The organism is Micromonospora sp. NPDC005237, from assembly GCF_040607775.1.
In the GTDB taxonomy this organism is placed as follows: domain Bacteria; phylum Actinomycetota; class Actinomycetes; order Mycobacteriales; family Micromonosporaceae; genus Micromonospora.
Genome location: NZ_JBEXHJ010000002.1, coordinates 514,890 through 534,974, shown reverse-complemented (window position 1 = coordinate 534,974; position 20,085 = coordinate 514,890). Strand labels below are relative to the sequence as shown.

Below are 20,085 nucleotides of genomic sequence, written 5' to 3'. Positions count from 1 at the left end.
GCGCCGACCGCTGTTGGTCGGCGCGCCTCGGCGCTCGGGGCGGTCGGCTCGGCGCAGGCGCGGCTCGTCGCGGCGGTCGGCTCGGCCGGCTGCTCAGCCGGCGAAGAACTCCGGGCCACCGTCGGGCAGCGCCGGGACCTCGCCGAGCGCGGCTACCCGCCGGGCGAACTCGCGCAGCCCGGCGACCTGCCGCTCGCCGAGCGAGAAGTCCAGGATCCGGAAGTACGTGGCCAGCGTCGCGGCGTCGAACGCCTCCCAGCGCGCTGCCGCCTCGGCGACCTGATCCAGCTCCGAGAGGCAGAGGTCGCGCGAGCGAAGGAACGCCTCGTGCACCTCCTTGACCAGGCCCGGGTGTGCGGCGGCGAAGTCGCGGCGGACCGCCCAGACGGCGAAGACCATCGGCAGCCCGCTCCATTCCCGCCAGGCCTGTCCGAGGTCGGTCACGGTGAGGCCCCGCAACGGCGCCTCGTGGTAGGCCCGAAGCGCCACATCCCCGATCAGCACCCCGGCGTCGGCTTCCAGCAGCATCTGGGTCAGGTCCGGAGGGCAGCGGAAGTAGTCGGGCCGCACGCCGTACCGCTCGGCGAGCAACAACTGCGCGAGCATGACCCCGGTCCGCGAGGTCGAGCCGAGCGCCACCCGGGCGCCGTCCAGCTCGGCGAGGGGACGGGTGGAGACCATGTTGACCGAGAGCACCGGCCCGTCGCTGCCCACCGCGAGGTCCGGCAGGAGAAGCAGCTCGTCGGTGTGCTTCAGGTACTCCATCAGCGTGATGGGGCCGATGTCGAGGTCGCCGGCGACCAGCGCCGCGCTCAGCCGGTCCGGCGAGTCCTTGTGCAGGTCCACGTCGAGCAGGGTGCCCGAGCGCATCAGCCCCCAGTAGATGGGCAGGCAGTTCAGGAACTGGATGTGCCCGACCCGCGGGCGTGCGACGCGCTCAGCCATGACCCGACCGTATCCCCGGCCTCCGGTCAGGGCCCGGCGGGCCGGCCCGGAGTGGCCAACCCCGCATCCGTCCCACCCGGTCGCAGAGCCTCCGATCCCGTCGTTTCCTCGCACTCGGGGCCGGTGGACTGCGGGCGTACCGGTCCGGCAGTCGTGTCACGCCCCGGTCCGGCCGACTGCTCGCGTACCGGCCTGCGTACCGCCCGGGCGACGACCGGCACGAACACCAGCACCACCAGGAGCCCGGCCGCTCCGGCCCCCGCGATCAGTGGCCGGGGCGCGACACCGGTGAGCAGCGCGCCGCCGATCAGGTAACCGCCCATCGAGCCGCCCTGCACGGCCGCGCCGTAACTGGCGTACGCCCGGGCGCGCATCCCCGGCGGCACGCGGCGAGCGGTGAGAAGGTTCGCGAAGACGTTCTCCGCGCCGTTGGCCGCGCCGGCCACCAGCCAGAGTGGCACCAGCAGAACCGCCGCTGGCACCGTCGCGGCCAGCAGCACCATCGAACTGCACCCGGCCAGCGTGATCAGCACTCCGCGGACCAGCGCAGCGTCGTCGAGCCGGCGCGCGAGCCGCGCCGCCAGCCAGCCGCCGGGCAACATCCCGGCCATCCAGGCGGCGCCAACGAGGCCGTACGTGGTGGCAGACCCCTTCAGCGTCTCCCGAATGAAGAAGACCTCGATCACGTTGATGCCGCCGATCGCCGCGATCACCACGGCGGTGCTGACCACCATGACAAGCATCAGCGGATCCCGTCGAAGCCGCCAGCCCTGCCCCGTACCACCCGGATTGACCCGGCTACCCTGCCCTCCCGCGCGGGCCTGGTCCGCACGGCCGGCCTGGTCCACACGGCCGGCCTGGTCCACACGGCCGGCCTGGTCCGCGGTGGGCCGTCGGCCGCCGCGACGGGTCCGCAGCAGCAGGCCCGCGACCACGAGCGCGAGGTAGGTCGCGGCGTCGACCAGCAGCGGTACGCGGGTGCCGAACTGCCCCACCAGCAGGCCGGCCAGCACCGGGCCGCCGAGCGCGCCGAGGGAGACGGCGGTCTGGCTGATCGCGCTCGCGCGTGGCAGGTCGGCCGGGCGGACCATCGCCGGGAGCAGCGCCGCCAGGCAGGGCTGGGTGACCGCGAGCCCGCAGGCGAGCAGCGCGACGAGGACCACGACCACGATCGGGTCGTCGGCGACGGCGAGTAGCACGCAGATCGCGGCCTGCGCCGACCCGATGGTCACCAGCAGGGTACGACTGTCCACCCGATCGGCGAGCCGTCCGGCGAGCGGGGCCAGCACCACCAGGGGCAGAGTGGCCGCGAGCAGTAGTCCCGACACGGCCAGTCCGCCGGCACCCGCGCCCTGCAGGGCCAGCGCGAGCGCGGTGGCGGCGAGAAAGTCGCCACCGACCGTGGTGCCGCGGGCCGCGCTGGCGAGCCACACGTCCGACCAGCGCGATGCCTCAGTTGTGAAGGACATACTTCGAAAATAATCCTTCACAACTGATCGACACAACCCCCCGCTACGCCAGCGGCACCGTCCGGTACTGAACAGCGACGGAACGAGCACCAGGCGGCGCGGCGGTGCGCCGTCGAGGGTGGTACGGCCTGAGCAGCGTCATGACCGCCTCGTTCAGATCGGCCAACTCGTCTGCCGTGAGCAGCAGCAGCGTGTCGTTGAACAGCGCCACGTCGTACCACTCGGCGGGCTCATCACCGGCGCGCCGCAACCAGTCCCGGGTCCGCTCCATCGCACGAGCGGCGTGCGCCTCCACCAGCGCTTGCTCGGCCGCGCGCGCCTCCGGACCAGCCTCGCGGCCCGCGTCGACCAGCCAGCTGACACCCGGCGTACGCCACACCCGCTCGCGCGCGTCGCCCCTGCTGGGCGCCTGCTCGACCAGGCCGAACTTCGCCAGGGCCCGTAGGTGATAGCTGGTGGCGCTCGGCGACAGCCCGGCGATTTCCGCGCACTCGGTGGCGGTTCCGCCACCCTCGCGGCTACTCAGGTATTCGATGATCGCGATCCGGGCCGGATGGGCCAACGCCCGCATCACCTGCGGATCGCTGATCGTCTTCCGACGCGGCTCGGGACGGGCCTCGGTCATGCCCCCATGATCCTGGCCGTCCGGCCGAGCCGCCACCAGCCTGGCGTTCCGCGCCGCCGCGACCGCGGACCGCATCCGGCCCGGCTGCACGACGAAGCACATGCGTCCACCACCGCCGCCCTGGCGGATGACGGCCGCATGGTCGGCCCGCTCGACGGCCGAAAGTGTCGTACGGGTGTTCTACTGTCGTTCCATGTTGAGGGCGTTGACGCAGGCGGCGGGTGCTGTCGACGACTGCGCCGAAGCCGCGCTGTGGGCTCTCTCCGACGATGAGCTGCTCACGTCCCTCGATGCGGCGCACGTGGTGACGCAGCGTCTGGCGACCGTCCAGCTCGCTCTGGTGCGCGAGCTGGACGCTCGTGGTCTCGCCGTCGCCCAGGGAGCATCGTCCACCGCCGTCTGGCTGCGGGAGCGGCTGCGGCTATCCGGCCGGTCGGCCCGGCAGATGGTCCAGCTCGCCGCCACCATCGACGCCGCGCCGCCAACGGTGCGCGACGCTCTGCTCGACGGCAGCCTCACCGTGGAGCAGGGCCGGGTGGTCGCGGAGACGGTCGCGGCCCTGCCGGTCGCGGCCGGGCCGGAGGTAACAGACAAGGCCACCGAGCTGTTGATCTCCTGGGCCGATCGCTTTGATCCGACCATCCTGAGTCGCCTCGGGGAGCGCGTCCTCACGCACGTCGCGCCGGATCTGGCCGACCAGGCCGAGCTGGCGGCCCTCGACCGGGCCACCGAACGGGCGGAGACTCGCCGGCACGTCACCCTCTCCGAGCCGAAGGACGGGCAGGTCCGCCTCACCGGAAACCTCGACACCGAGACCGCGAGCCTGCTGCGCGAGGCCATCGATCCGCTCTGTGCCCCAGCCGGTGAGCACGACGACCGCAGTCCCGGCCAACGCCGGGCGGACGCACTCGGCGAGATCTGCCGGCTGGCACTGCGCACCGGCCACCTACCCGACAACGGCGGAGATCGGCCGCAACTGGTGGTCACCATGTCGCTCGACGCGCTGGTCAACGACGTGGGCGCGGGCACCCTGGAGACCGGTGCGCGCCTTACGCCGGGCGCGGTCCGGCGCCTGGCCTGCGACTCGGCCGTGCTGCCGGTCGTGTTGGGTGGCAACAGCCAGATCCTGGACGTCGGGCGTCAGCGCCGGCTCTTCACCGGTCCCCTGCGGCGCGCGTTGGTGCTGCGCGACGGTGGGTGCGCCTTCCCCGGCTGCGACCGGCCGCCGCGATGGTGCGATGGTCACCACGTCCGCCACTGGGCCGACGGCGGCACGACGACGCTGAGCAACGCGGTTCTGCTGTGCGGCCACCATCACCGGCTCCTTCACCAGGGTGACTGGACCGTCCGCATCGCAGCGGACGGCAGACCCGAATTCCTCCCGCCCGACTGGATGGACGCGCTCCGCACCCCCCGTCGCAACCTCTACCACCGGCGCTGCTGAGTCCCGCGAGCCTCACCCATCGCGAACCGACCAAGCCCAGCGATCAAGCCCGGCGGCCGGATCGCCCCGCCCGCGACGTACCGGGCCCCGCAACACCAGGGACGCGGGCGATGATCTCGGGTCGCGGTGCGCGTCGGCCGTTACGTCGTCATGCGCCACGCCAGCGCGAACGGGTGGTCTGGTCGGTAATTCGGTGGAAGGGGTCATCGGAAGGGCGTAGGGTTGCAGCCCGCTTGACGGCCGAGGTGAGCTGCACCGGGACGGACGTCACCGCGCCGGGCGGGCGGCCATCCGCCACCGGACACGCGAGCGCGCAGCAGATGTGAACGATGGGACGTCAGCATGCCCGCACCTGACCTGGACACTCACCCCGACACGGATCTGGTCGCCGAACGCGCCCATCTGGCCACCTCGCGCGCGGCGCTCCGCCGGATGCGGGAGCGGGCCGAAGCCCTCTTCTCGACCGGTGACCAGGTGGCCGGCGACCCGTACGCGGCGGAGATGCTCGGCCGTACGCTGGCCCGCCGCGTGGCCGAACTGGCCGACGACCCCACCACGCCGCTGTTCTTCGGCCGCCTCGACTTCGGTGGAACCCCGAGCGGCGAGAAGACGGCCACCGGACTCACGACCAGCGCCACCACGACCAACGCCGGCAGCACCAGCAGCGCAGCCACCATCAGCAGCGGAGGCAGCGGCAGCGGAGGCGGTGCCGGCGGCAGCGGAGGCGGTGCCGGCGGCAGCGGAGGCGGTGCCGGCGGCAGCGGAGGCGGTGCCGGCGGCAGCGGAGGCGGTGCGGGCAGCGGAGGCGGTGCGGGCAGCGGAGGCGGTGCGGGCAGCGGAGGCGGCGGCGGCGACCATGACGGCCGGCGGTATCACGTCGGGCGGCGGCATGTGACCGACGAGCACGGCGAGCCGCTGGTGCTGGACTGGCGGGCGCCGGTCTCCCGGTCGTTCTACCGGGCCAGCGCGCGGGATCCGCAGGGTGTGGCGGTCCGGCGGCGGTTCGGGTTCAGCAACGGGGTCTTGACCAGTTTCGAGGATGAGCGGCTGGACCGGGGCGAGGAACTGGGCACGGCCAGTCGGATTCTCACCTCCGAGATCGAGCGACCGCGCGTCGGGCCGATGCGCGACATCGTCGCCACGATCCAGCCGGAGCAGGACGAGCTGGTTCGGGCCGACCTGGCCGACTCGATCTGCGTGCAGGGGGCGCCGGGCACCGGCAAGACGGCGGTCGGCCTGCATCGGGCCGCGTACCTGCTCTATCTGCACCGCGAGCGGCTGCGGCGGGCGGGTGTGCTGATCGTGGGCCCGAACAGGGCGTTCCTGTCGTACATCGCGGCGGTGCTGCCGGCGCTCGGTGAGGTCGAGGTCGAGCAGGCCACCGTGGAGGAGCTGATCTCACGGGTACCGGTGCGGGCGGTGGAGGCGCCGGCCGTGGCCGCGCTGAAGCACGATGCGCGGATGGCGAGCGTCCTGCGGCGCGCGGTGCAGACACAGATCGGTACGCCGACCGACTCGATCACCGTGTCGGACGGTTCGTTCCGATGGCGGATCGGGCTGGAGCCGCTGCACCGGATCGTCGAGGAGACCCGTCGGGAGGGGCTGCCGTACGGCACCGGCCGGGAGCGGGTCCGGGCACGCGTGGTGAGTCTGCTGCAACGGCAGGCCGAGGCACGGCGAGCGGAGTCGCCCGGCGACGCGTGGCTGCGCCGGATGAGCCGATGCCGGCCGGTGGTGGACTTCCTGGACGCGGTCTGGCCGGCGCTCACCCCGGAAGGGCTGGTGCACGGCCTGCTCTCCGACCCGGCCCGACTCGCCGCCGCGGCGGACGGGTTGCTCAGCGACGCGGAGCAGGCGCTGCTGGTCTGGGCGAAGCCGGCCCGTACGCCGAAGGCCGCCCGCTGGACCGCCGCCGACGCGGTGCTGGTCGACGAGGCTGCCGGGCTGCTGGAGCGCCCCTCCGGATTCGGGCACGTGGTGGTGGACGAGGCTCAGGATCTCTCCCCCATGCAGTGTCGGGCCATCGCCCGCCGCAGTGAGCACGGCTCCGTCACCTTGCTCGGTGACCTCGCGCAGGGCACGGCGCCGTGGGCGGCGACCGACTGGCGGGAGTCCCTGACCCACCTCGGCAAGCCGGACGCCGTGGTGGTTCCGCTGACGGTCGGTTTCCGGGTGCCCGCCGCGGTGGTCGCGTTCGCCAACCTGCTGCTGCCGGCGCTGGCCGTGGACGTACCGCCGGCCGAGTCGCTGCGTCACGACGGCGGCCTGGACGTGCGTACCGTGGCCGATCTGACCGCCGCGACGGTGGCCGAGGTGCGGGCGGCGCTCGCGCACGACGGTTCGGTCGGTGTGATCGCCGCGGACGACGCGGTCGACGAGCTGCGCGCGGCGCTGGCCGCCGCGGGCGTCGCCACCGCGACCGCCGACGACGTCGCCGCCGCGGAGCGGGTCACCGTGGTGCCCGCGACCCTGGTCAAGGGTCTGGAGTACGACCACGTGGTGGTGGTCGAGCCGGCCGCGATCGTCGCGGCCGAACCACGCGGGCTGCACCGGCTGTACGTGGTGCTCACCCGCGCGGTGTCCCGCCTCTCGGTGCTGCACCGCGAACCGCTGCCCGCGCCACTGCTGTCCGCGACGCCGCAGACACCGTCGCAGGCCGCACCACTGGAGCCGGCACCGCTGTAGGCCGCGCTGTCCCCGGCGGCGATGCCACAGACCACGGCCAGCTCGCCGGTGCTCGCGGCGGGTCGAGCGGGTCAGCGGCCGGTGAGTGCGGCGGCGATCTCGCGCAGTGGCGTGCCGGGCTCGGCGATCGGCACCGTGAACGCCAGCCACGAGCCGTCGGTGAACTCGATCCGGAGCCGCTTCGGGTTGAGCCGGTGCCAACCCACCCGGGCGTCGGCCACCGCGGGCCGGGGCACGGACCAGACGATCCGGGTTTCGGCGGCGGCCCGCTGTTCGTCCGGCTCGACGAGGTTGGTCAGCCGCGCCTGGTAACTGATGCCGGCCCTCCTCTGTGTCCTGTGCGACGGATCAGCCACTGACGAGTCCCACCGTAGGCGCCAAGCGTCGCTGTCGGGTACCCGCCAGCGGAGCGGGGCACACGAGTTCAGCTTTGCGCCGTAAAGTTGTTTGCGTGGAACAGGACGATGATCGACCCCCCGCCGACGCCGCTACGGCACTCCAACTGATCCGTGACCAGCGGGCGGCCACAGTCTCCCGGCTGGAACCCGACGCCCGGCTGCTCTACTGGCCGTGGGGCGTGGCCTGGCTGGTCGGCTTCGGGCTGTTCTTCCTGCGCTACTCCCCGGGTGGCCGGGTGCTGGTCCGGTTGCCCGACTGGCTGCCCCTGACCGCGCTCTTCGCCCTGCTGGTGGCCGCCGGCGCGATCCAGGCCGTGGCCGGCGCGCGGGCGTACGGCCAGGTGACCGGGGACTCGGCCCGGCGCGGCCGCTGGTACGGGTGGGCCTGGGCCCTGGGCTCGATGAGCGTGTACGCGGCGGTCGGCCGGGTCTCGGATCACCTGCCGCACGATCTGGCGGCGCTGCTCTGGTCCGCTGCCGCCGTGGGGCTGACGGGGGCGTTGCACATGGCGGGCGGCGCGATCTGGCTGGACCGGGACCTGTTCCGGCTCGGCGTCTGGATCAGCGTGATCAACGTGGTCGGCGCGATCGCCGGGCCGGGTTGGCACGCGCTTGTCGTCTCGGTGGCCGGCGGGGTCGGGATCCTGATCGCCGGAGCCATCGCCCGACTGCGACAGCGACGGCGGTCATGACCGACCTCGACCCGGTCATCCACGCCCAGGCGCGGCTGCGGGTCGTCGCCGCGCTCTCCGCGCTCGGCGACGGGGACCGGATCACGTTTCCACGACTCCAGGAACTGCTCGCGATGACCGCCGGCAACCTCTCCGTCCACCTGCGCAAGCTGGAGGACGCCGGGTACGTCGAGATCAGCAAGACCCATCGTGGACGCACCCCGGCCACCCTGATCCGGCTCAGCCGGCGGGGCCGGCTGGCGTTCGAGGAGTACACCGAAGCCATCCGCACCCTGCTCGATCCCTCCCAGCTCGGCCCCACCCCGTCGAAGGAGCAGTCATGACCCTCGCCCGCGCCGACCAGGCCAGCCGCCGGTACGGCGACGTCCTCGCCCTCGACCGCGTCGACCTGGAGGTCCGGGCCGGCGAGCTCGTCGGCCTGCTCGGTCCCAACGGCGCCGGCAAGAGCACCCTGATGAACCTGCTGGTCGGTCTGCGTCGACCCAGTTCGGGCCGGGTCGAGTTGTTCGGCCGCGACCCCCGCGACCCGGCGTCCCGGCGGCAGATCGGGGTCACCCCGCAGGAGACCGGCCTGCCGGGCACGCTGCGCGTCGGCGAGGTCGTCGACTTCGTCTCCGCGCACTACCCCGACCCGGTGCCCCGGGATGAGCTGCTCGACCGCTTCGGCCTGGGCGACCTCGCCCGGCGGCAGACCGGCGGGCTCTCCGGCGGCCAGCGTCGCCGGCTGGCCGTGGCGCTGGCGTTCGTCGGCCGGCCCCGGCTCGTGCTGCTCGACGAACCGACCACCGGTCTGGACGTCGAGGCCCGGCACACCCTGTGGGACGCGATCCGCGCGTTCCACACCGACGGCGGAACCGTCCTGCTGAGCAGCCACTACCTGGAGGAGGTGGAGGCGCTCGCCCACCGCGTGGTGGTGATCGGGCAGGGCCGGGTGCTCGCCGACGACACCGTCGAGGCCGTCCGCGGCATCGTCGGCGTACGCCGGGTCAGCCTGGTCGCCGACGAGCTGCCCGAACTGCCCGGCGTCGTACGCGCCGAACGGATCGACGGACGCCTGCACCTGCTCACCACCGACGCCGACGAACTGGTCCGGGCGCTGGTCGGCTCCCGAGCGGCGTTCACCGACCTGGAGGTGCGGCCCACCTCGCTGGAGGAGGCGTTCCTCGCCATCACCAGCGGGACGGGCAGCCAGGAGCAGGCCCACGTCGCCGCGCAGTCCACCCCCGACGACCCCGCCACCACCGCCGCTGCCGGCGGCCGACCCACCACCGTCTGAGGAGGCGCACCGTGCAGCTCGCCCTGGTCCACGCCCGCTACCAACTTCTGGAGATCATCCGGATCCCGGTGGCCGTCTTCGGCAGCGCCTTCTTCCCCGCCGCTGCCATGATCTTCTTCGTGGTGCCGTTCACCGGTGACGACGCGGTCGGCGCCACCTTCGCCACCGCGTCGATGGTCACCTTCTCGGTGATGAGCGCCAACATCTTCCAGTACGGCGTCGGCGTCGCCGAGGACCGCGACCAGCCGTGGAACCCGTACACCCGGACCCTGCCGGCCGGACCCGCGCCCCGCTTCGCGGGCCGGGTGCTGGCCGGCCTCGCGCTGACGTACCTCTCGCTGATCCCGGTCGTGGTGATCGGCGCGACGCTGACCCCGGCCCGGGTCACCCCGCTGGCGTTCCTGCTGACCGCCGTCACGGTGGCCGTCATCTCGGTGCCGTTCACGCTGATGGGGCTCGCCATCGGCTACTCGCTGCCCAGCAAGGCGGCGATCGTGGTGGCGCAGGTCGTCTTCCTGCCGCTCGCGTTCGGCGGCGGGCTGCTCTCCGCCCCGGGAGACGCGCCCGGGTTCATCGAGACGATCGCGCCGTTCCTGCCCACCCGGGGCGCGGCCGAGCTGATGTGGTCGGCGGTCGGCGACTACCCGGTCGAGCCGCTGGCGCTGATCATGCTCGGTGTCTGGGTCGTGCTGCTCGCCTCCCTCGCTGCCTGGGCGTACCGACGGGACGAGGGTCGCCGGTTCAGCTGACGATTCGCACGTTTTTGCCCCGTGCCACAGCGGGACGGTGCCAGGATTCCGGCAGGGGGGCCGCCCGTGGCCGCCGGCCGAGAGGGGTCTTGACGTGAGCACCGTCCCGCCGGGTACGCCGTGCTGGGCCGACCTGGCCACCCCAGACCTGACCGACGCGCGGCGCTTCTACCCCGAACTGTTCGGCTGGACCGGACGGGTGACACCGGAACCCGAGGCGGGCGGTTACACAGTCTTCCTGCTCGACGGCCGGCCGGTGGCCGGTGCCGGCCCGCCGGCCATCCCCGACCAGGTGCCGATCTGGTCGACGTACGTCGCCACCGACGACGCGGAACTGGTCGCCGGCCGGGTCGAACGGGCCGGCGGGCAGGTCGTGGTGCCGCCGTTCGAGGTCTTCGACCGGGGCCGGATGGCGGTGTTCGCCGACCCGGCGGGCGCCACGTTCAGCGTCTGGCAGCCGCTGACGATGCCCGGTGCCGAGGTGTTCAACGTGCCCGGCGCGATGAGCTGGAACGAACTGGTCACCCCCGACCCGGAGGGCGCGAAGGTCTTCTACGAGCTGGTGTTCGGCTGGCAGCCGGACGAGCAGCAGGTCGGGGCGATGACGTACACGGCATGGCGGCTCGGCGCGCGGATCGTCGCCGGCATGATGCCGCCGCTGGGCGAGGGCTACCCGGCCGACCTCCCGGCGTACTGGACGGTGTACTTCGCGGTGACCGACGCGGACGCTGCCGCCGCCCGCGCCGCCGAACTGGGCGGAACGATCCTCGTGCCACCCCGCGACATCCCGACCGGCCGGTTCGCCTCCCTCCGCGACCCCCAGGGAGCACTCTTCTCGGTCATCGACCTCGGGTGACGGCGAGGGTCAGGCCGGGCGGGGGCGGATGGGGACCACCAGAGGGCCGTTGGTGCCGGGGACCACCCGGACGCTGGCCCGGTAGTGGATGGCGAGGAGGTGTTCGGTAAGCACCTCGTGCGGCGTCCCGGTCGCCACCACCTGGCCGTCGGCCAGCATCACCATCCGGTCCGCGTACTCCCCGGCCAGCGAGAGATCGTGCATGGTGGCGAGCACCGTCAGGCCGTGCGCGCGACGCAACTGGTCGACCAGCTCCAGAACCTCCTGCTGGTGACCGATGTCCAGCGCGCTGGTCGGCTCGTCGAGCAGCAGCAGCGTCGCGCCCTGGGCGAGCGCGCGGGCGAGGAAGACACGTTGTCGTTCTCCCCCGGAGAGGGTCGCCAGCTCGCGGCGGTGAAAGCCGGTGAGGTCCAGGCGGTCCAGCACCTCGTGCACCGCGGCGACGTCCGCGGTCGACTCCCGACCCAGCGGCGGGATGTAGGGGGTGCGGCCGAGCAGCACGTAGTCCAGCACCGACATGCCGGGCGGCACCACCGGGGACTGCGTCACCGTCGCCACCACCCGGGCGCGGTCGCGGCGGCGCAGTGCGGTGCTCGGCGTACCGAACAGGGTGATGGCCTCCGGCGCGGGCAGCAGGCCGCCGACGGCGCGCAGCAGGGTGGATTTGCCGGCGCCGTTCGGGCCGATCACGGTGACCCACTCGCCGGCCGCGACGGTGAGGTCGACGCCGGTGAGGATCGGCGTGCCGCCCAGACTGACGTGCAACCCCCGCACCTCGACGGCCGGCGCTTCGACCTGCCGGGGAGCGGACACGCCCGCCGGTCCGGGCTCGGGGCTCACGTGAGCACCCGTCGGGCGGTCCGCAGCACGAGGACGAAGAACGGGCCGCCGAGCAGTGCGGTGACCACGCCGATGGGCACCTCGGCCGGGGCGGCGGCGGTCCGGGCCACCACGTCGGTCAGGGCCAGGAAAGCGCCCCCGAACAGCAGTGACAGCGGCAGGATCACCCGGTAGCTCGACCCGGCGAGCAGCCGGACCGTGTGCGGCACGATGATGCCGACGAAGCCGATGAGCCCCGTCGCGGAGACCGCCGCGGCGGTGCCCAGCGACGCGGCGGCGATCAGCAGGTAGCGGGTGCGCTGCGGGTGCAGGCCGAGGCTCCTCGCCTCGTCGTCGCCGACCGCGAGGACGTCCAGCTCGCGGCGGTGCAGCAGCACCACCACGGTGGTCAGGGCGGCGTACGGCAGCACCAGCAGCACGTCGTGCCAACCAGCGGTGGCCAGCCGGCCGAGCAGCCAGGAGTAGACCGGCTGGATGCTGTCGGAGTGCCGCTGGAGCAGGTACGTCTGCCCGGCGGAGAGGAACGCGGAGACCGCGACCCCGGCCAGGATCAGCATCGCCGGAGACCTGCTCCGCCCGCCGGCCGCGCCGAGCAGGTAGGTCATCGTCACGGCGAGCAGCGAGCCGGCGAACGCGGCCAGTGGGATGGTCAACGGCAGCCCGGAGATCGCGCCCTGCCGACCGACGCCGCCGAGGGCGATCACCGCGGTGACCGCGAGGCCCGCGCCGGCGGCCACGCCGAGCAGGTACGGGTCGGCCAGCGGATTGCGGAACACACCCTGGTAGCAGCCGCCGGCCAGGGCGAGCAGACCGCCGACGAGGAGGCCCAGCACGACCCGGGGCAGCCGCAGTTCGGTGACGATGGCGATTTCCCGCTCGGTCAGCCCGCTGTCGAGGTGCACCCCGGGGATCAGGTTGAGCAACTCGGCGGCGACGCTGCCCGGCGGCAGGCTGACCGGCCCGAGCGACACCCCGGCGAGGAGCGCGACGAGCACCGCGAGGACGCCGGCGACCAACAGGCGTTTGCGCACCCCAGCGGGCCGCGCCCCGGCAGAGGGCACCCCCGCGCCCCCACCGACGGGCGGCAGCCCACCGGGCTGACCAGGGGACGGCAGCCCAGCGACGGACGGCAGCCCGCCGGGCCGGGACGTGGAGGGCGTCCCGGCCGGCGGGGTGGTGGGTGGCGGGGCGGCCATCGGCGTCCCGGTCACCGACGGGTCGTCATCACGCGGGCACCTTGGCGACCGCGTCGATGATCACCCGGAGCAGGTCCACGATCCGCGGGCCCCAGCGGGAGGCGATGTCGTCGTCAAGCGTGACCACCTGGTTGTTCTTCACGGCGGTGAGGCCGGCCCAGCCGCTGCGGGCCTTGACCGAGTCGCCGTTCTGCTGGCAGCACTTGGAGTCGGCCAGGAAGACGAAGTCCGGGTCGGCCTTGACGATGAACTCCTGGGAGAGCTGCGGGTAGCCGCCGCTCTTGCCGTCCGCGTCGGCCGCATCGGCGATGTTGGTCAGGCCGACCTGGCTGTAGAGCGAGCCGATGAAGGTCTTGCTGGTCGCGCTGTACAGCTCGGGGCCCAGCTCGTGGTAGTAGGTGAGCTTCTCGGCACGCTGCGGCAGGTCCTTGACCAGCTTGGCGATGTCGTCCTTCATCCCGGTGGCGACGTCGGCGGCCTGGTCGGCGTGCCCGGTCAGGGTGCCCAGCTCGGTGATCTGCCGGTACGAGTCGTCCAGCGTCGTGGCGGCCGGGGTCAGGTACACCGGGATCTTCAGCTTGCCGAGCTGGTCGACGATCTTGTTGATGTCGTTGGAGAGCACCACCAGGTCGGGGTTCTTGCCGGCGATCGCCTCGGCGTTGGGCTGGAAGCCGGACAGGTCGGTCTTGGGCGCGTCGGCCGGGTAGTTGGACTGGTCGTCGACCGCACTCACCTGCGGGCCCGCGCCGATCGCGAAGAGCATCTCGGTGGCGCTGGCCGAGAGCGACACGATCTTCTCGGGACGCTTGTCGAGGGTGAGCGCGCCGACCGTCACCGGGTAGTTGGCGGCGGCGGTGCCCGCGCTCGGCTTGTCGTCGGTCTTCTCGGCGCAGGCGCCGAGGGCGAGCGCGGCGACCGCGAGGGTCGCGGCGAAGAGCCGAGGGGTACGTCTGAACATGGGGGCCTCCTGTCGGTCGAGGAGTGTGGTGCTTCGCCGACAGGACTCGTTACGCCCGCCCACGAGGCGCCCTTCCTCGAGAGCGCGTGTCGCGACCCATCCGCAGGCGACCTGGCTCGTCCCCGCCGTCGGGCGGGGCATCACAGTTGCGGGACAGCGCCGGTTTCGCACCGGCTTCGCTGCGGAGTGGTCGATAAGACGGTAGCGCACCGCCGGGACGTGCCGGATCGATCAAGTGTTGATCAACACTCGTCGATCGGGATCGTGGTCACGGGGGCGGCATATGTCCCGGATCGGGAGTCTCGGAGCGGGTGGCGGGGCCCCGCCGGGGGCGGAGCGGGGCCCCACCCGATCAGGAGGACGTGATGGTGACGTTGTCCACAGCCGCCTCCACCAGGCTGGCTCCGGAGGCGTCCGCCGCCTCGACGAGGATGCGGACCGACTGGCCGGCGTACGGGGTGAGGTTGAGGTTCGCCACCGCCCAGGTCCCGTTGCGGTTGGCGGCCGCGCCGGCCTCGGTGAGCAGGGCCGTGGTGCCGCCGTTGTGCACCACGCTCACCCGCAGGTAGTCGGCCGACGAGGCGTTCGAGCCGTGCGCCAGGTACCAGGCCAGCGAGAGGGTCAGCGTGCCGGACGACGGCAGGGTCACCGCCGGGGACCGGGCGCTGGTCACGCCGCCGTCGACGTCGTAGTCACCCGCCGCCGAGCCGGCGAGCTGGCCGGTGACCAGGTCGTTGGATCCGGCGTACGGGGTGAGCTGCTTGGCGCCGGAGGACGTGGTGGCCTGGGCGGCACCCCGTTCCCAGACTCCGAGGGTGGCGGTGTCGATGCCGGCCGGGTTGGTGGTCCAGCCGGTGGCGGTCTCGAAGGTGTCCGACCAGACCGTGGTGCCGCCGCCACCGCCGCAGTACTGCGACTGCTTGCCGATGGCCCGGTACGGGCAGTCGGCGTACTCGCTGAGCAGCAGCACCGCCTCCCGGTTGCGCGTGGTCTGCGCGGTGATCACCTCGTCGGGCGGGTAGAAGCCGCCGCCGCCGGACGAGCCGGGGTACATCTCGAAGGTGTACGCCCAGATGTTGTGGGTGGCCCACATCCAGTCGAGGCTGTCGCCGTCGGTGATGTAGAGGTCGCTGGACTGCTCCGGGGTGTAGTTGTTGGTGGCCGCCATCTGCTGGCCGATGGTGGCGAACGTGTTGTACTGGTCGGCGCTCATCCCGGTGGCGGTGTTCGCGGTCGTGTAGCCGTACGGCCAGAGCACCAGCTCCGAGTAGGTGTGGAAGTCGATGTTGGCCTTGATCTGCTGGGTGCCGCCGACGACACGACTGTTGACGAAGTTGCGCAGCGCCTGCGTCTCGGGCGCGGAGAACGCGGACGGGCCGCGGTAGGTCTCCGACGACGTCGACCCGGAGGAGCCGCCGCAGCAGCCCCAGTTGTAGCCCCAGTTGCGGTTGAGGTCGGTGCCGACGTTTGACGAGCCGCTGTTGGGCTGGCGGTTCTTGCGCCAGGACCGGTACGACCCGGTGGCGATGTCGTACTCGCTGCCGTCCGGGTTGACCGTCGGCACGATCCAGATCTCCCGGCTGTTGACGATGTTGGTGATCCGGGAGTCGCTGCCGTAGCTGTCGGTGAAGAGGTTGAGCAGGTAGATCGCCATCTCGACGGTCAGGTGCTCGCGGGCGTGCTGTTGGGAGTTGAACAGGATCTCCGGCTCGTTCTCGTCGGTGCCGACGTTGTCGGAGATCTTCACGGCCATCAGGTCGCGACCCTCGTACGACGTACCAATGCTGATCTTGCGGGCGATGGCCGGGTGGTCGGCGACGGTCTGGTTCACGACGGCGGTCAGTTCCGCGTAGTCGTGGTAGTTGGAGTCGGCGGGCGGGAAGGCCAGCGTGCCCACCTCGCCGGCGCCGCGTTCGGCGTTCGGTGGCGGGGCGAGCGGCTCCAGCCGGAAGCCGAGCCTGCCGATGGCGGCGGCCTCGCCGGCGGTGGCCGAGACGTGCAGGACGCCGTGTTCGGAGTAGTCGATGGCGGCCCCGGTGCGGGCCACCGCGTTGCGGTCGGCGAGGGTCCGGGGCCCGAGCACCCGGTAGCCGGCGGCGGCCGGCTCGGCGGTGCGGTCCGGTGCCGGTTGGGCGGCGACCGGTCCGGCGGCGACGGTGACGATTCCCAGCCCGGTGACGACGGCGAGCACCAGGAGACGACGGAGAGGGTGGGGTCTGCCCAGGGTCATGGACTACCTCCTCGGAGGGCGGGATGTCCCGCTCGGTGAAGCACACTTCACCATCAGTCACATGGTCATATCAATATCGATCGCTGCCTTGTGCATCCCAGGTTGACCATCGCTGCGGCAAAGATTTTCTGCCGTCGAACATCTGGCGAAACTTCCCTCCAAGCGGAACACTGACCAGCGACGATGCCCCCACTCGACACCGCGGAGCACCCATGGCCTCCTCCCGCCTGCACGCGGCCGCCCTCGCCGGCGTCAGCGCGCTCACCCTGCTCGCCACCGCAGCCCCCGCGACGGCGGCCCGGCCGCCGGCCCCCACCCACGACGAGCAGATCACCTTCCAGGACTGGTCCGGCCCCGCCGACTGGCACCGGGGCAGCCGGGACGGCACCCGCGTCGTGCCCGGCGCGCGAGCGGGCGTCACCCTGGCCCGCCCGGCCGGCACCATCGAGTACGCCGACCCGCACACCGGCACCACCCGCACCTGGGAGTACGGCACCTGGACCTCGCCGGTGACCCAGGTCGGCTTCGACGCGACCGAGCTGATCGCCTCCTGGAACGCGGAGACCCCCGCCGGCACCTGGATCCAGGTGGAGATGCAGGGCAGCTACACCAGCGGCGACCAGACCCCGTGGTACGTCATGGGCCGCTGGGCCTCCGGCGACACCGACATCAAGCGGACCAGCGTCAACAAGCAGGGTGACCCCTGGTCGACGATCTGGACGGACACCTTCAGCATCGACGACGCCGACGCCGGAGTGCTGCTGCGGTCGTACCAGCTGCGGCTGACCCTCTACCGGGCGCCGGGGCAGACCGCCGCGCCGGTGGTGCGGATGCTCGGCGCGATGAGCTCCACCGTGCCGGACCGGTTCACCGTGCCGCCGAGCGCCGGGCACATCGCCTGGGGTGTCGAGCTGCCGGTGCCGCGCTACTCGCAGAACGTGCACGCCGGGCACTACCCGGAGTACGACGGCGGCGGCGAGGCGTGGTGCTCGCCCACCTCCACGGAGATGGTCGTCGAGTACTGGGGGCGCAAGCCGTCGGAGGCCGACACCTCCTGGGTGGACCCGACCTATCCCGACCCGACGGTCAACCACGCCGCCCGGATGACCTACGACTACGCGTACGACGGCGCCGGCAACTGGCCGTTCAACACCGCGTACGCGGCCAGCTTCCCCGGACTGGAGGGGCGGGTGACCCGGCTGCACTCGCTGGACGAGCTGGAGCGCTTCGTCGCCGCCGGCATCCCCGTGGTGACCAGCCAGTCCTTCCTCGCCAGCGAGCTGGACGGGGCGAACTACGGCACCTCCGGGCACCTGTTCGTGGTGGTCGGCTTCACCGCTGACGGCGACGTCATCGTCAACGACCCCGCGTCGTCCAGCAACGACGTCGTGCGCAACGTCTACAAGCGGGCGCAGTTCGAGCAGATCTGGCTGCGGACCAAGCGCACCAACGCCAGCGGCGGAGTCTCCGGCGGCTCGGGCGGCATCGCGTACCTCATCAAGCCCACCTCGAAGCCCTGGCCCAAGGTCCCCGGCTCCACCAACTGGTAGGCCCAACGCCGGTTGCGCCCAGCGCCGGTTGCGCCGAACGCCGATGATCAAGAGGTTTGCGTCACCGGAAGCCGTCCTGGTGACGCAAACCTCTTGATCACGGCGGTGGATCGGCGTTCCGGCCCTACGGCTTCCGCTCAGGCTCGTCGGGGTGGTCGTCGTCGCCGGCCAGGGCCGCGCGGAGGCGTTCCTTCTCGGTGCGGCGGCGCTCGGCGGCGCTGGCCATCTCCTCGGCCATCTCGTTGCGCCAGCCGCGCAACAGGAAGAAGGAGAGCGCGGCGGAGAAGACCAGCGCCAGCATCAGCTTCAGGAACACGTTCATGTCGACCAGCCAGAGACCCGCCAGCACGGCGACGAACAGTCCGATCCGGCCCAGCGTGTACTTGACCGCCGCGCTCACCTGCACCACTTCCGTTCTCTCCGTCAGCCGCCGGTGCCGGCGGAAGAGTCAACCTGGTCGGGGTCAGCCGGTCCGGCGGGCCAGCCAACGGACGCCGCGGAACCAGACCAGCGCGTACGCCACGGTGAACGCCAGTGCCCCCAACGCGCCGGACAGCAGCGGCGGGAACCCGGCGGCCAGCCCGGCGACCAGCAGCCCCACGAGCACCGCGACCGCCAGCGCGACGAACGCCGCCACCACCCGGGCCGCGCCGAAATCCCAGGCCCGGAAATCGTCCCAGAACAGCCAGGCCGGCAGGATCACCGCCAGCCAACCGTTGGTGTGGCCGAAGTCGCCGGCGCCGAACGAGGCGAACGCCCACTCGAACAGCACGAGCGCCAGCACGCCGATGACCAGGCCGGCCAGGCACACCCCGAGCAGATCGCCCAGGGTACGCACGCGTCCCTCGGCGTCCCGCCGTGGAAACCCGCCCTGCTGCTCGGCTCCGCGCTGCTCGGTCATCGACTGCGAGGGTACGTGGTGCCTCAGGCCCAGACCTGCTGCGGCTCGGCGCGGCGCTCGGCCAGCGACGGCGCCGTGTCGTACTCCCGGACCACGTTGTAGCGGGTGTCCCGCTCGACCGGCTGGAACCCGGCATCCCAGATCAGGTGCAGCAGGTCGTCGCGGTGCATGGTGTTCGGGGTGCCGTACGAGTCGGCGTCGTGCGTGATCTTGTATTCGACCACCGAGCCGTCCAGGTCGTCCACACCGAAGTTCAGCGAGAGCTGGGCCACCGAGAGACCGTGCATCACCCAGAAGTTCTTCAGGTGCGGCACGTTGTCGAAGAGCAGCCGGGACACGGCGAACGTCTTCAGCGACTCGGCCGGCGAGGCCATCGTGGTGCGCGCCTGGATCCGGTTACGGATCTTGCCGTCCGCCGAGTCCACGAAGTCGTGCTGGTAGCGCAGCGGGATGAAGACCGCGAAGCCGCCGGTCTCGTCCTGCAACTCGCGCAGCCGCAGCACGTGGTCGACGCGGTGCCGGGGCTCCTCGATGTGGCCGTACAGCATGGTTGCCGGGGTCTTCATGCCCTTGCGGTGCGCCAGGGCGTGGATGCGCGACCAGTCCTCCCAGTGGCAGGCGTGGTCGACGATGTGCTGCCGGACCTCCCAGTCGAAGATCTCCGCGCCACCGCCGGTCAGCGACTCCAGGCCGGCGTCCATCAGCTCGTCGAGGATCTCGTCGGCGCTCAGGCCGCTGATCTTCTCGAACCACTGGACCTCGGTCGCCGTGAAGCACTTGAGCTTGACGTTCGGCAGCGCCGCCTTCAGCTCGCGCAGCACCTTCGGGTAGTAGCGCCACGGCAGCGTCGGGTGCAGGCCGTTGACGATGTGCAGCTCGGTGAGCTGCTCGTCCTCCATCTCCTTGGCCTTGCGGACCGCCTCGTCGATGCGCATCGTGTACGCGTCCTTCTCGCCCGGCTTGCGCTGGAACGAGCAGTACGCACACGACGCCGAGCACACGTTGGTGAGGTTGAGGTGACGGTTGACGTTGAACATCACCCGTTCGCCGTTGAGCTCGGTGCGCTTGTGGTGCGCCAGCCGCCCCAACCAGGTCAGGTCGTCGCTGTCGTAGAGGGCGATGCCGTCCTCGCGGCTCAGCCGCTCACCGGCGTACACCTTCGCTTCGAGCTCACGCTTGAGTCCGGCGTCCATGGCACGTCCCTTCCACCTGCGGTCCCTCCCGAGGGTACGTCGGCGTTCCGGTGGCCCCGGCGGCACGGTCGGCGGCAG

General features: G+C 72.2%; 19 protein-coding genes and 1 riboswitch. Of the genes, 8 read left to right on the top strand and 11 right to left on the bottom strand.

Annotated elements, in window-relative coordinates; genetic code table 11:
* Positions 1 to 93 precede the first annotated feature (93 nt).
* The 3 genes from ABZT87_RS07450 to ABZT87_RS07440 are packed head-to-tail and all read right to left on the bottom strand — an operon-like array spanning position 94 to position 3,039.
* Entirely contained in the window at positions 94 to 945 is an 852-nt protein-coding gene (locus ABZT87_RS07450; RefSeq protein ID WP_354853855.1) for a menaquinone biosynthesis protein, read from the bottom strand.
* 26 nt (positions 946 to 971) lie between these two features.
* The gene (locus ABZT87_RS07445; protein ID WP_355134252.1) at positions 972 to 2,414 is read right to left on the bottom strand and encodes an MFS transporter; all 1,443 of its coding nucleotides are present in this window, start codon (positions 2,412 to 2,414) and stop codon (positions 972 to 974) included.
* Positions 2,415 to 2,457: 43 nt separating this feature from the next.
* On the bottom strand, positions 2,458 to 3,039 hold the full coding sequence (locus tag ABZT87_RS07440; protein ID WP_355134250.1) for a winged helix-turn-helix domain-containing protein: 582 nt from the start codon (positions 3,037 to 3,039) through the stop codon (positions 2,458 to 2,460).
* Positions 3,040 to 3,232: 193 nt separating this feature from the next.
* Between ABZT87_RS07440 and ABZT87_RS07435 the strand changes: the two genes are divergently transcribed.
* The gene (locus tag ABZT87_RS07435; protein ID WP_355134248.1) at positions 3,233 to 4,483 is read left to right on the top strand and encodes a DUF222 domain-containing protein; all 1,251 of its coding nucleotides are present in this window, start codon (positions 3,233 to 3,235) and stop codon (positions 4,481 to 4,483) included.
* 342 nt (positions 4,484 to 4,825) lie between these two features.
* Positions 4,826 to 7,168: an AAA family ATPase gene (locus ABZT87_RS07430; RefSeq protein WP_355134246.1), complete on the top strand. Its 2,343-nt coding sequence runs from the start codon at positions 4,826 to 4,828 to the stop codon at positions 7,166 to 7,168.
* Positions 7,169 to 7,239: 71 nt separating this feature from the next.
* On the opposite strand, the gene ABZT87_RS07425 is transcribed toward ABZT87_RS07430, so the two are convergent.
* Positions 7,240 to 7,524 (bottom strand): hypothetical protein, encoded by a 285-nt coding sequence (locus tag ABZT87_RS07425; RefSeq protein WP_355134244.1) that lies wholly within the window; start codon positions 7,522 to 7,524, stop codon positions 7,240 to 7,242.
* Between the two features lie 95 nt (positions 7,525 to 7,619).
* Between ABZT87_RS07425 and ABZT87_RS07420 the strand changes: the two genes are divergently transcribed.
* The 5 genes from ABZT87_RS07420 (at position 7,620) to ABZT87_RS07400 (ending at position 11,139) form a co-directional block, all read left to right on the top strand.
* Positions 7,620 to 8,258, top strand: coding sequence for a transporter (locus tag ABZT87_RS07420; RefSeq protein ID WP_355134242.1), 639 nt, complete (start codon positions 7,620 to 7,622; stop codon positions 8,256 to 8,258).
* Positions 8,255 to 8,581, top strand: coding sequence for a transcriptional regulator (locus ABZT87_RS07415; protein ID WP_234584813.1), 327 nt, complete (start codon positions 8,255 to 8,257; stop codon positions 8,579 to 8,581). The genes ABZT87_RS07420 and ABZT87_RS07415 overlap by 4 nt, the downstream gene beginning before the upstream one ends.
* Positions 8,578 to 9,534, top strand: coding sequence for an ABC transporter ATP-binding protein (locus ABZT87_RS07410; RefSeq protein ID WP_354853839.1), 957 nt, complete (start codon positions 8,578 to 8,580; stop codon positions 9,532 to 9,534). Before ABZT87_RS07415 ends, ABZT87_RS07410 begins: the two co-directional genes overlap by 4 nt.
* Positions 9,535 to 9,545: 11 nt before the next feature.
* Positions 9,546 to 10,283, top strand: a complete 738-nt coding sequence (locus tag ABZT87_RS07405) for an ABC transporter permease (RefSeq protein ID WP_355064776.1) — start codon at positions 9,546 to 9,548, stop codon at positions 10,281 to 10,283.
* Between the two features lie 94 nt (positions 10,284 to 10,377).
* On the top strand, positions 10,378 to 11,139 hold the full coding sequence (locus tag ABZT87_RS07400) for a VOC family protein (protein ID WP_354853833.1): 762 nt from the start codon (positions 10,378 to 10,380) through the stop codon (positions 11,137 to 11,139).
* Positions 11,140 to 11,148: 9 nt separating this feature from the next.
* On the opposite strand, the gene ABZT87_RS07395 is transcribed toward ABZT87_RS07400, so the two are convergent.
* The 4 genes from ABZT87_RS07395 to ABZT87_RS07380 form a co-directional block, all read right to left on the bottom strand.
* Entirely contained in the window at positions 11,149 to 11,952 is an 804-nt protein-coding gene (locus ABZT87_RS07395) for an ABC transporter ATP-binding protein (RefSeq protein WP_354853939.1), read from the bottom strand.
* A 23-nt stretch (positions 11,953 to 11,975) separates the two neighbouring features.
* Positions 11,976 to 13,010: an iron ABC transporter permease gene (locus ABZT87_RS07390; protein WP_355134608.1), complete on the bottom strand. Its 1,035-nt coding sequence runs from the start codon at positions 13,008 to 13,010 to the stop codon at positions 11,976 to 11,978.
* Between the two features lie 193 nt (positions 13,011 to 13,203).
* Entirely contained in the window at positions 13,204 to 14,133 is a 930-nt protein-coding gene (locus tag ABZT87_RS07385; RefSeq protein WP_355134240.1) for an ABC transporter substrate-binding protein, read from the bottom strand.
* 110 nt (positions 14,134 to 14,243) lie between these two features.
* A riboswitch (cobalamin riboswitch) is annotated at positions 14,244 to 14,308 on the bottom strand.
* A 177-nt stretch (positions 14,309 to 14,485) separates the two neighbouring features.
* On the bottom strand, positions 14,486 to 16,363 hold the full coding sequence (locus tag ABZT87_RS07380; protein ID WP_355134238.1) for a M14 family zinc carboxypeptidase: 1,878 nt from the start codon (positions 16,361 to 16,363) through the stop codon (positions 14,486 to 14,488).
* Positions 16,364 to 16,575: 212 nt separating this feature from the next.
* Here ABZT87_RS07380 and ABZT87_RS07375 point away from each other — a divergent pair, with 212 nt between their 5' ends.
* Positions 16,576 to 17,913: a C39 family peptidase gene (locus ABZT87_RS07375; protein ID WP_354853824.1), complete on the top strand. Its 1,338-nt coding sequence runs from the start codon at positions 16,576 to 16,578 to the stop codon at positions 17,911 to 17,913.
* A 124-nt stretch (positions 17,914 to 18,037) separates the two neighbouring features.
* Here the strand turns inward: ABZT87_RS07375 and ABZT87_RS07370 are convergent, their stop codons facing one another.
* The 3 genes from ABZT87_RS07370 to mqnE form a co-directional block, all read right to left on the bottom strand.
* A complete protein-coding gene (locus ABZT87_RS07370; RefSeq protein WP_355134236.1) occupies positions 18,038 to 18,313 on the bottom strand; it encodes a DUF4229 domain-containing protein in 276 nt (91 codons plus the stop codon).
* Between the two features lie 63 nt (positions 18,314 to 18,376).
* A complete protein-coding gene (locus ABZT87_RS07365; protein ID WP_355134234.1) occupies positions 18,377 to 18,814 on the bottom strand; it encodes a hypothetical protein in 438 nt (145 codons plus the stop codon).
* A gap of 23 nt (positions 18,815 to 18,837) precedes the next feature.
* Positions 18,838 to 20,007, bottom strand: a complete 1,170-nt coding sequence (mqnE, locus tag ABZT87_RS07360; protein ID WP_355134232.1) for an aminofutalosine synthase MqnE — start codon at positions 20,005 to 20,007, stop codon at positions 18,838 to 18,840.
* Positions 20,008 to 20,085: the final 78 nt, after the last annotated feature.

Bases quoted from the DNA above. Each gene is read 5' to 3' on its own strand.
- ABZT87_RS07450 (WP_354853855.1), bottom strand. From the start codon at position 945: ATGGCTGAGCGCGTCGCACGCCCGCGGGTCGGGCACATCCAGTTCCTG.
- ABZT87_RS07445 (WP_355134252.1), bottom strand. From the start codon at position 2,414: ATGTCCTTCACAACTGAGGCATCGCGCTGGTCGGACGTGTGGCTCGCC.
- ABZT87_RS07440 (WP_355134250.1), bottom strand. From the start codon at position 3,039: ATGACCGAGGCCCGTCCCGAGCCGCGTCGGAAGACGATCAGCGATCCG.
- ABZT87_RS07435 (WP_355134248.1), top strand. From the start codon at position 3,233: ATGTTGAGGGCGTTGACGCAGGCGGCGGGTGCTGTCGACGACTGCGCC.
- ABZT87_RS07430 (WP_355134246.1), top strand. From the start codon at position 4,826: ATGCCCGCACCTGACCTGGACACTCACCCCGACACGGATCTGGTCGCC.
- ABZT87_RS07415 (WP_234584813.1), top strand. From the start codon at position 8,255: ATGACCGACCTCGACCCGGTCATCCACGCCCAGGCGCGGCTGCGGGTC.
- ABZT87_RS07410 (WP_354853839.1), top strand. From the start codon at position 8,578: ATGACCCTCGCCCGCGCCGACCAGGCCAGCCGCCGGTACGGCGACGTC.
- ABZT87_RS07385 (WP_355134240.1), bottom strand. From the start codon at position 14,133: ATGTTCAGACGTACCCCTCGGCTCTTCGCCGCGACCCTCGCGGTCGCC.
- ABZT87_RS07380 (WP_355134238.1), bottom strand. From the start codon at position 16,363: ATGACCCTGGGCAGACCCCACCCTCTCCGTCGTCTCCTGGTGCTCGCC.
- ABZT87_RS07375 (WP_354853824.1), top strand. From the start codon at position 16,576: ATGGCCTCCTCCCGCCTGCACGCGGCCGCCCTCGCCGGCGTCAGCGCG.
- ABZT87_RS07365 (WP_355134234.1), bottom strand. From the start codon at position 18,814: ATGACCGAGCAGCGCGGAGCCGAGCAGCAGGGCGGGTTTCCACGGCGG.
- mqnE (WP_355134232.1), bottom strand. From the start codon at position 20,007: ATGGACGCCGGACTCAAGCGTGAGCTCGAAGCGAAGGTGTACGCCGGT.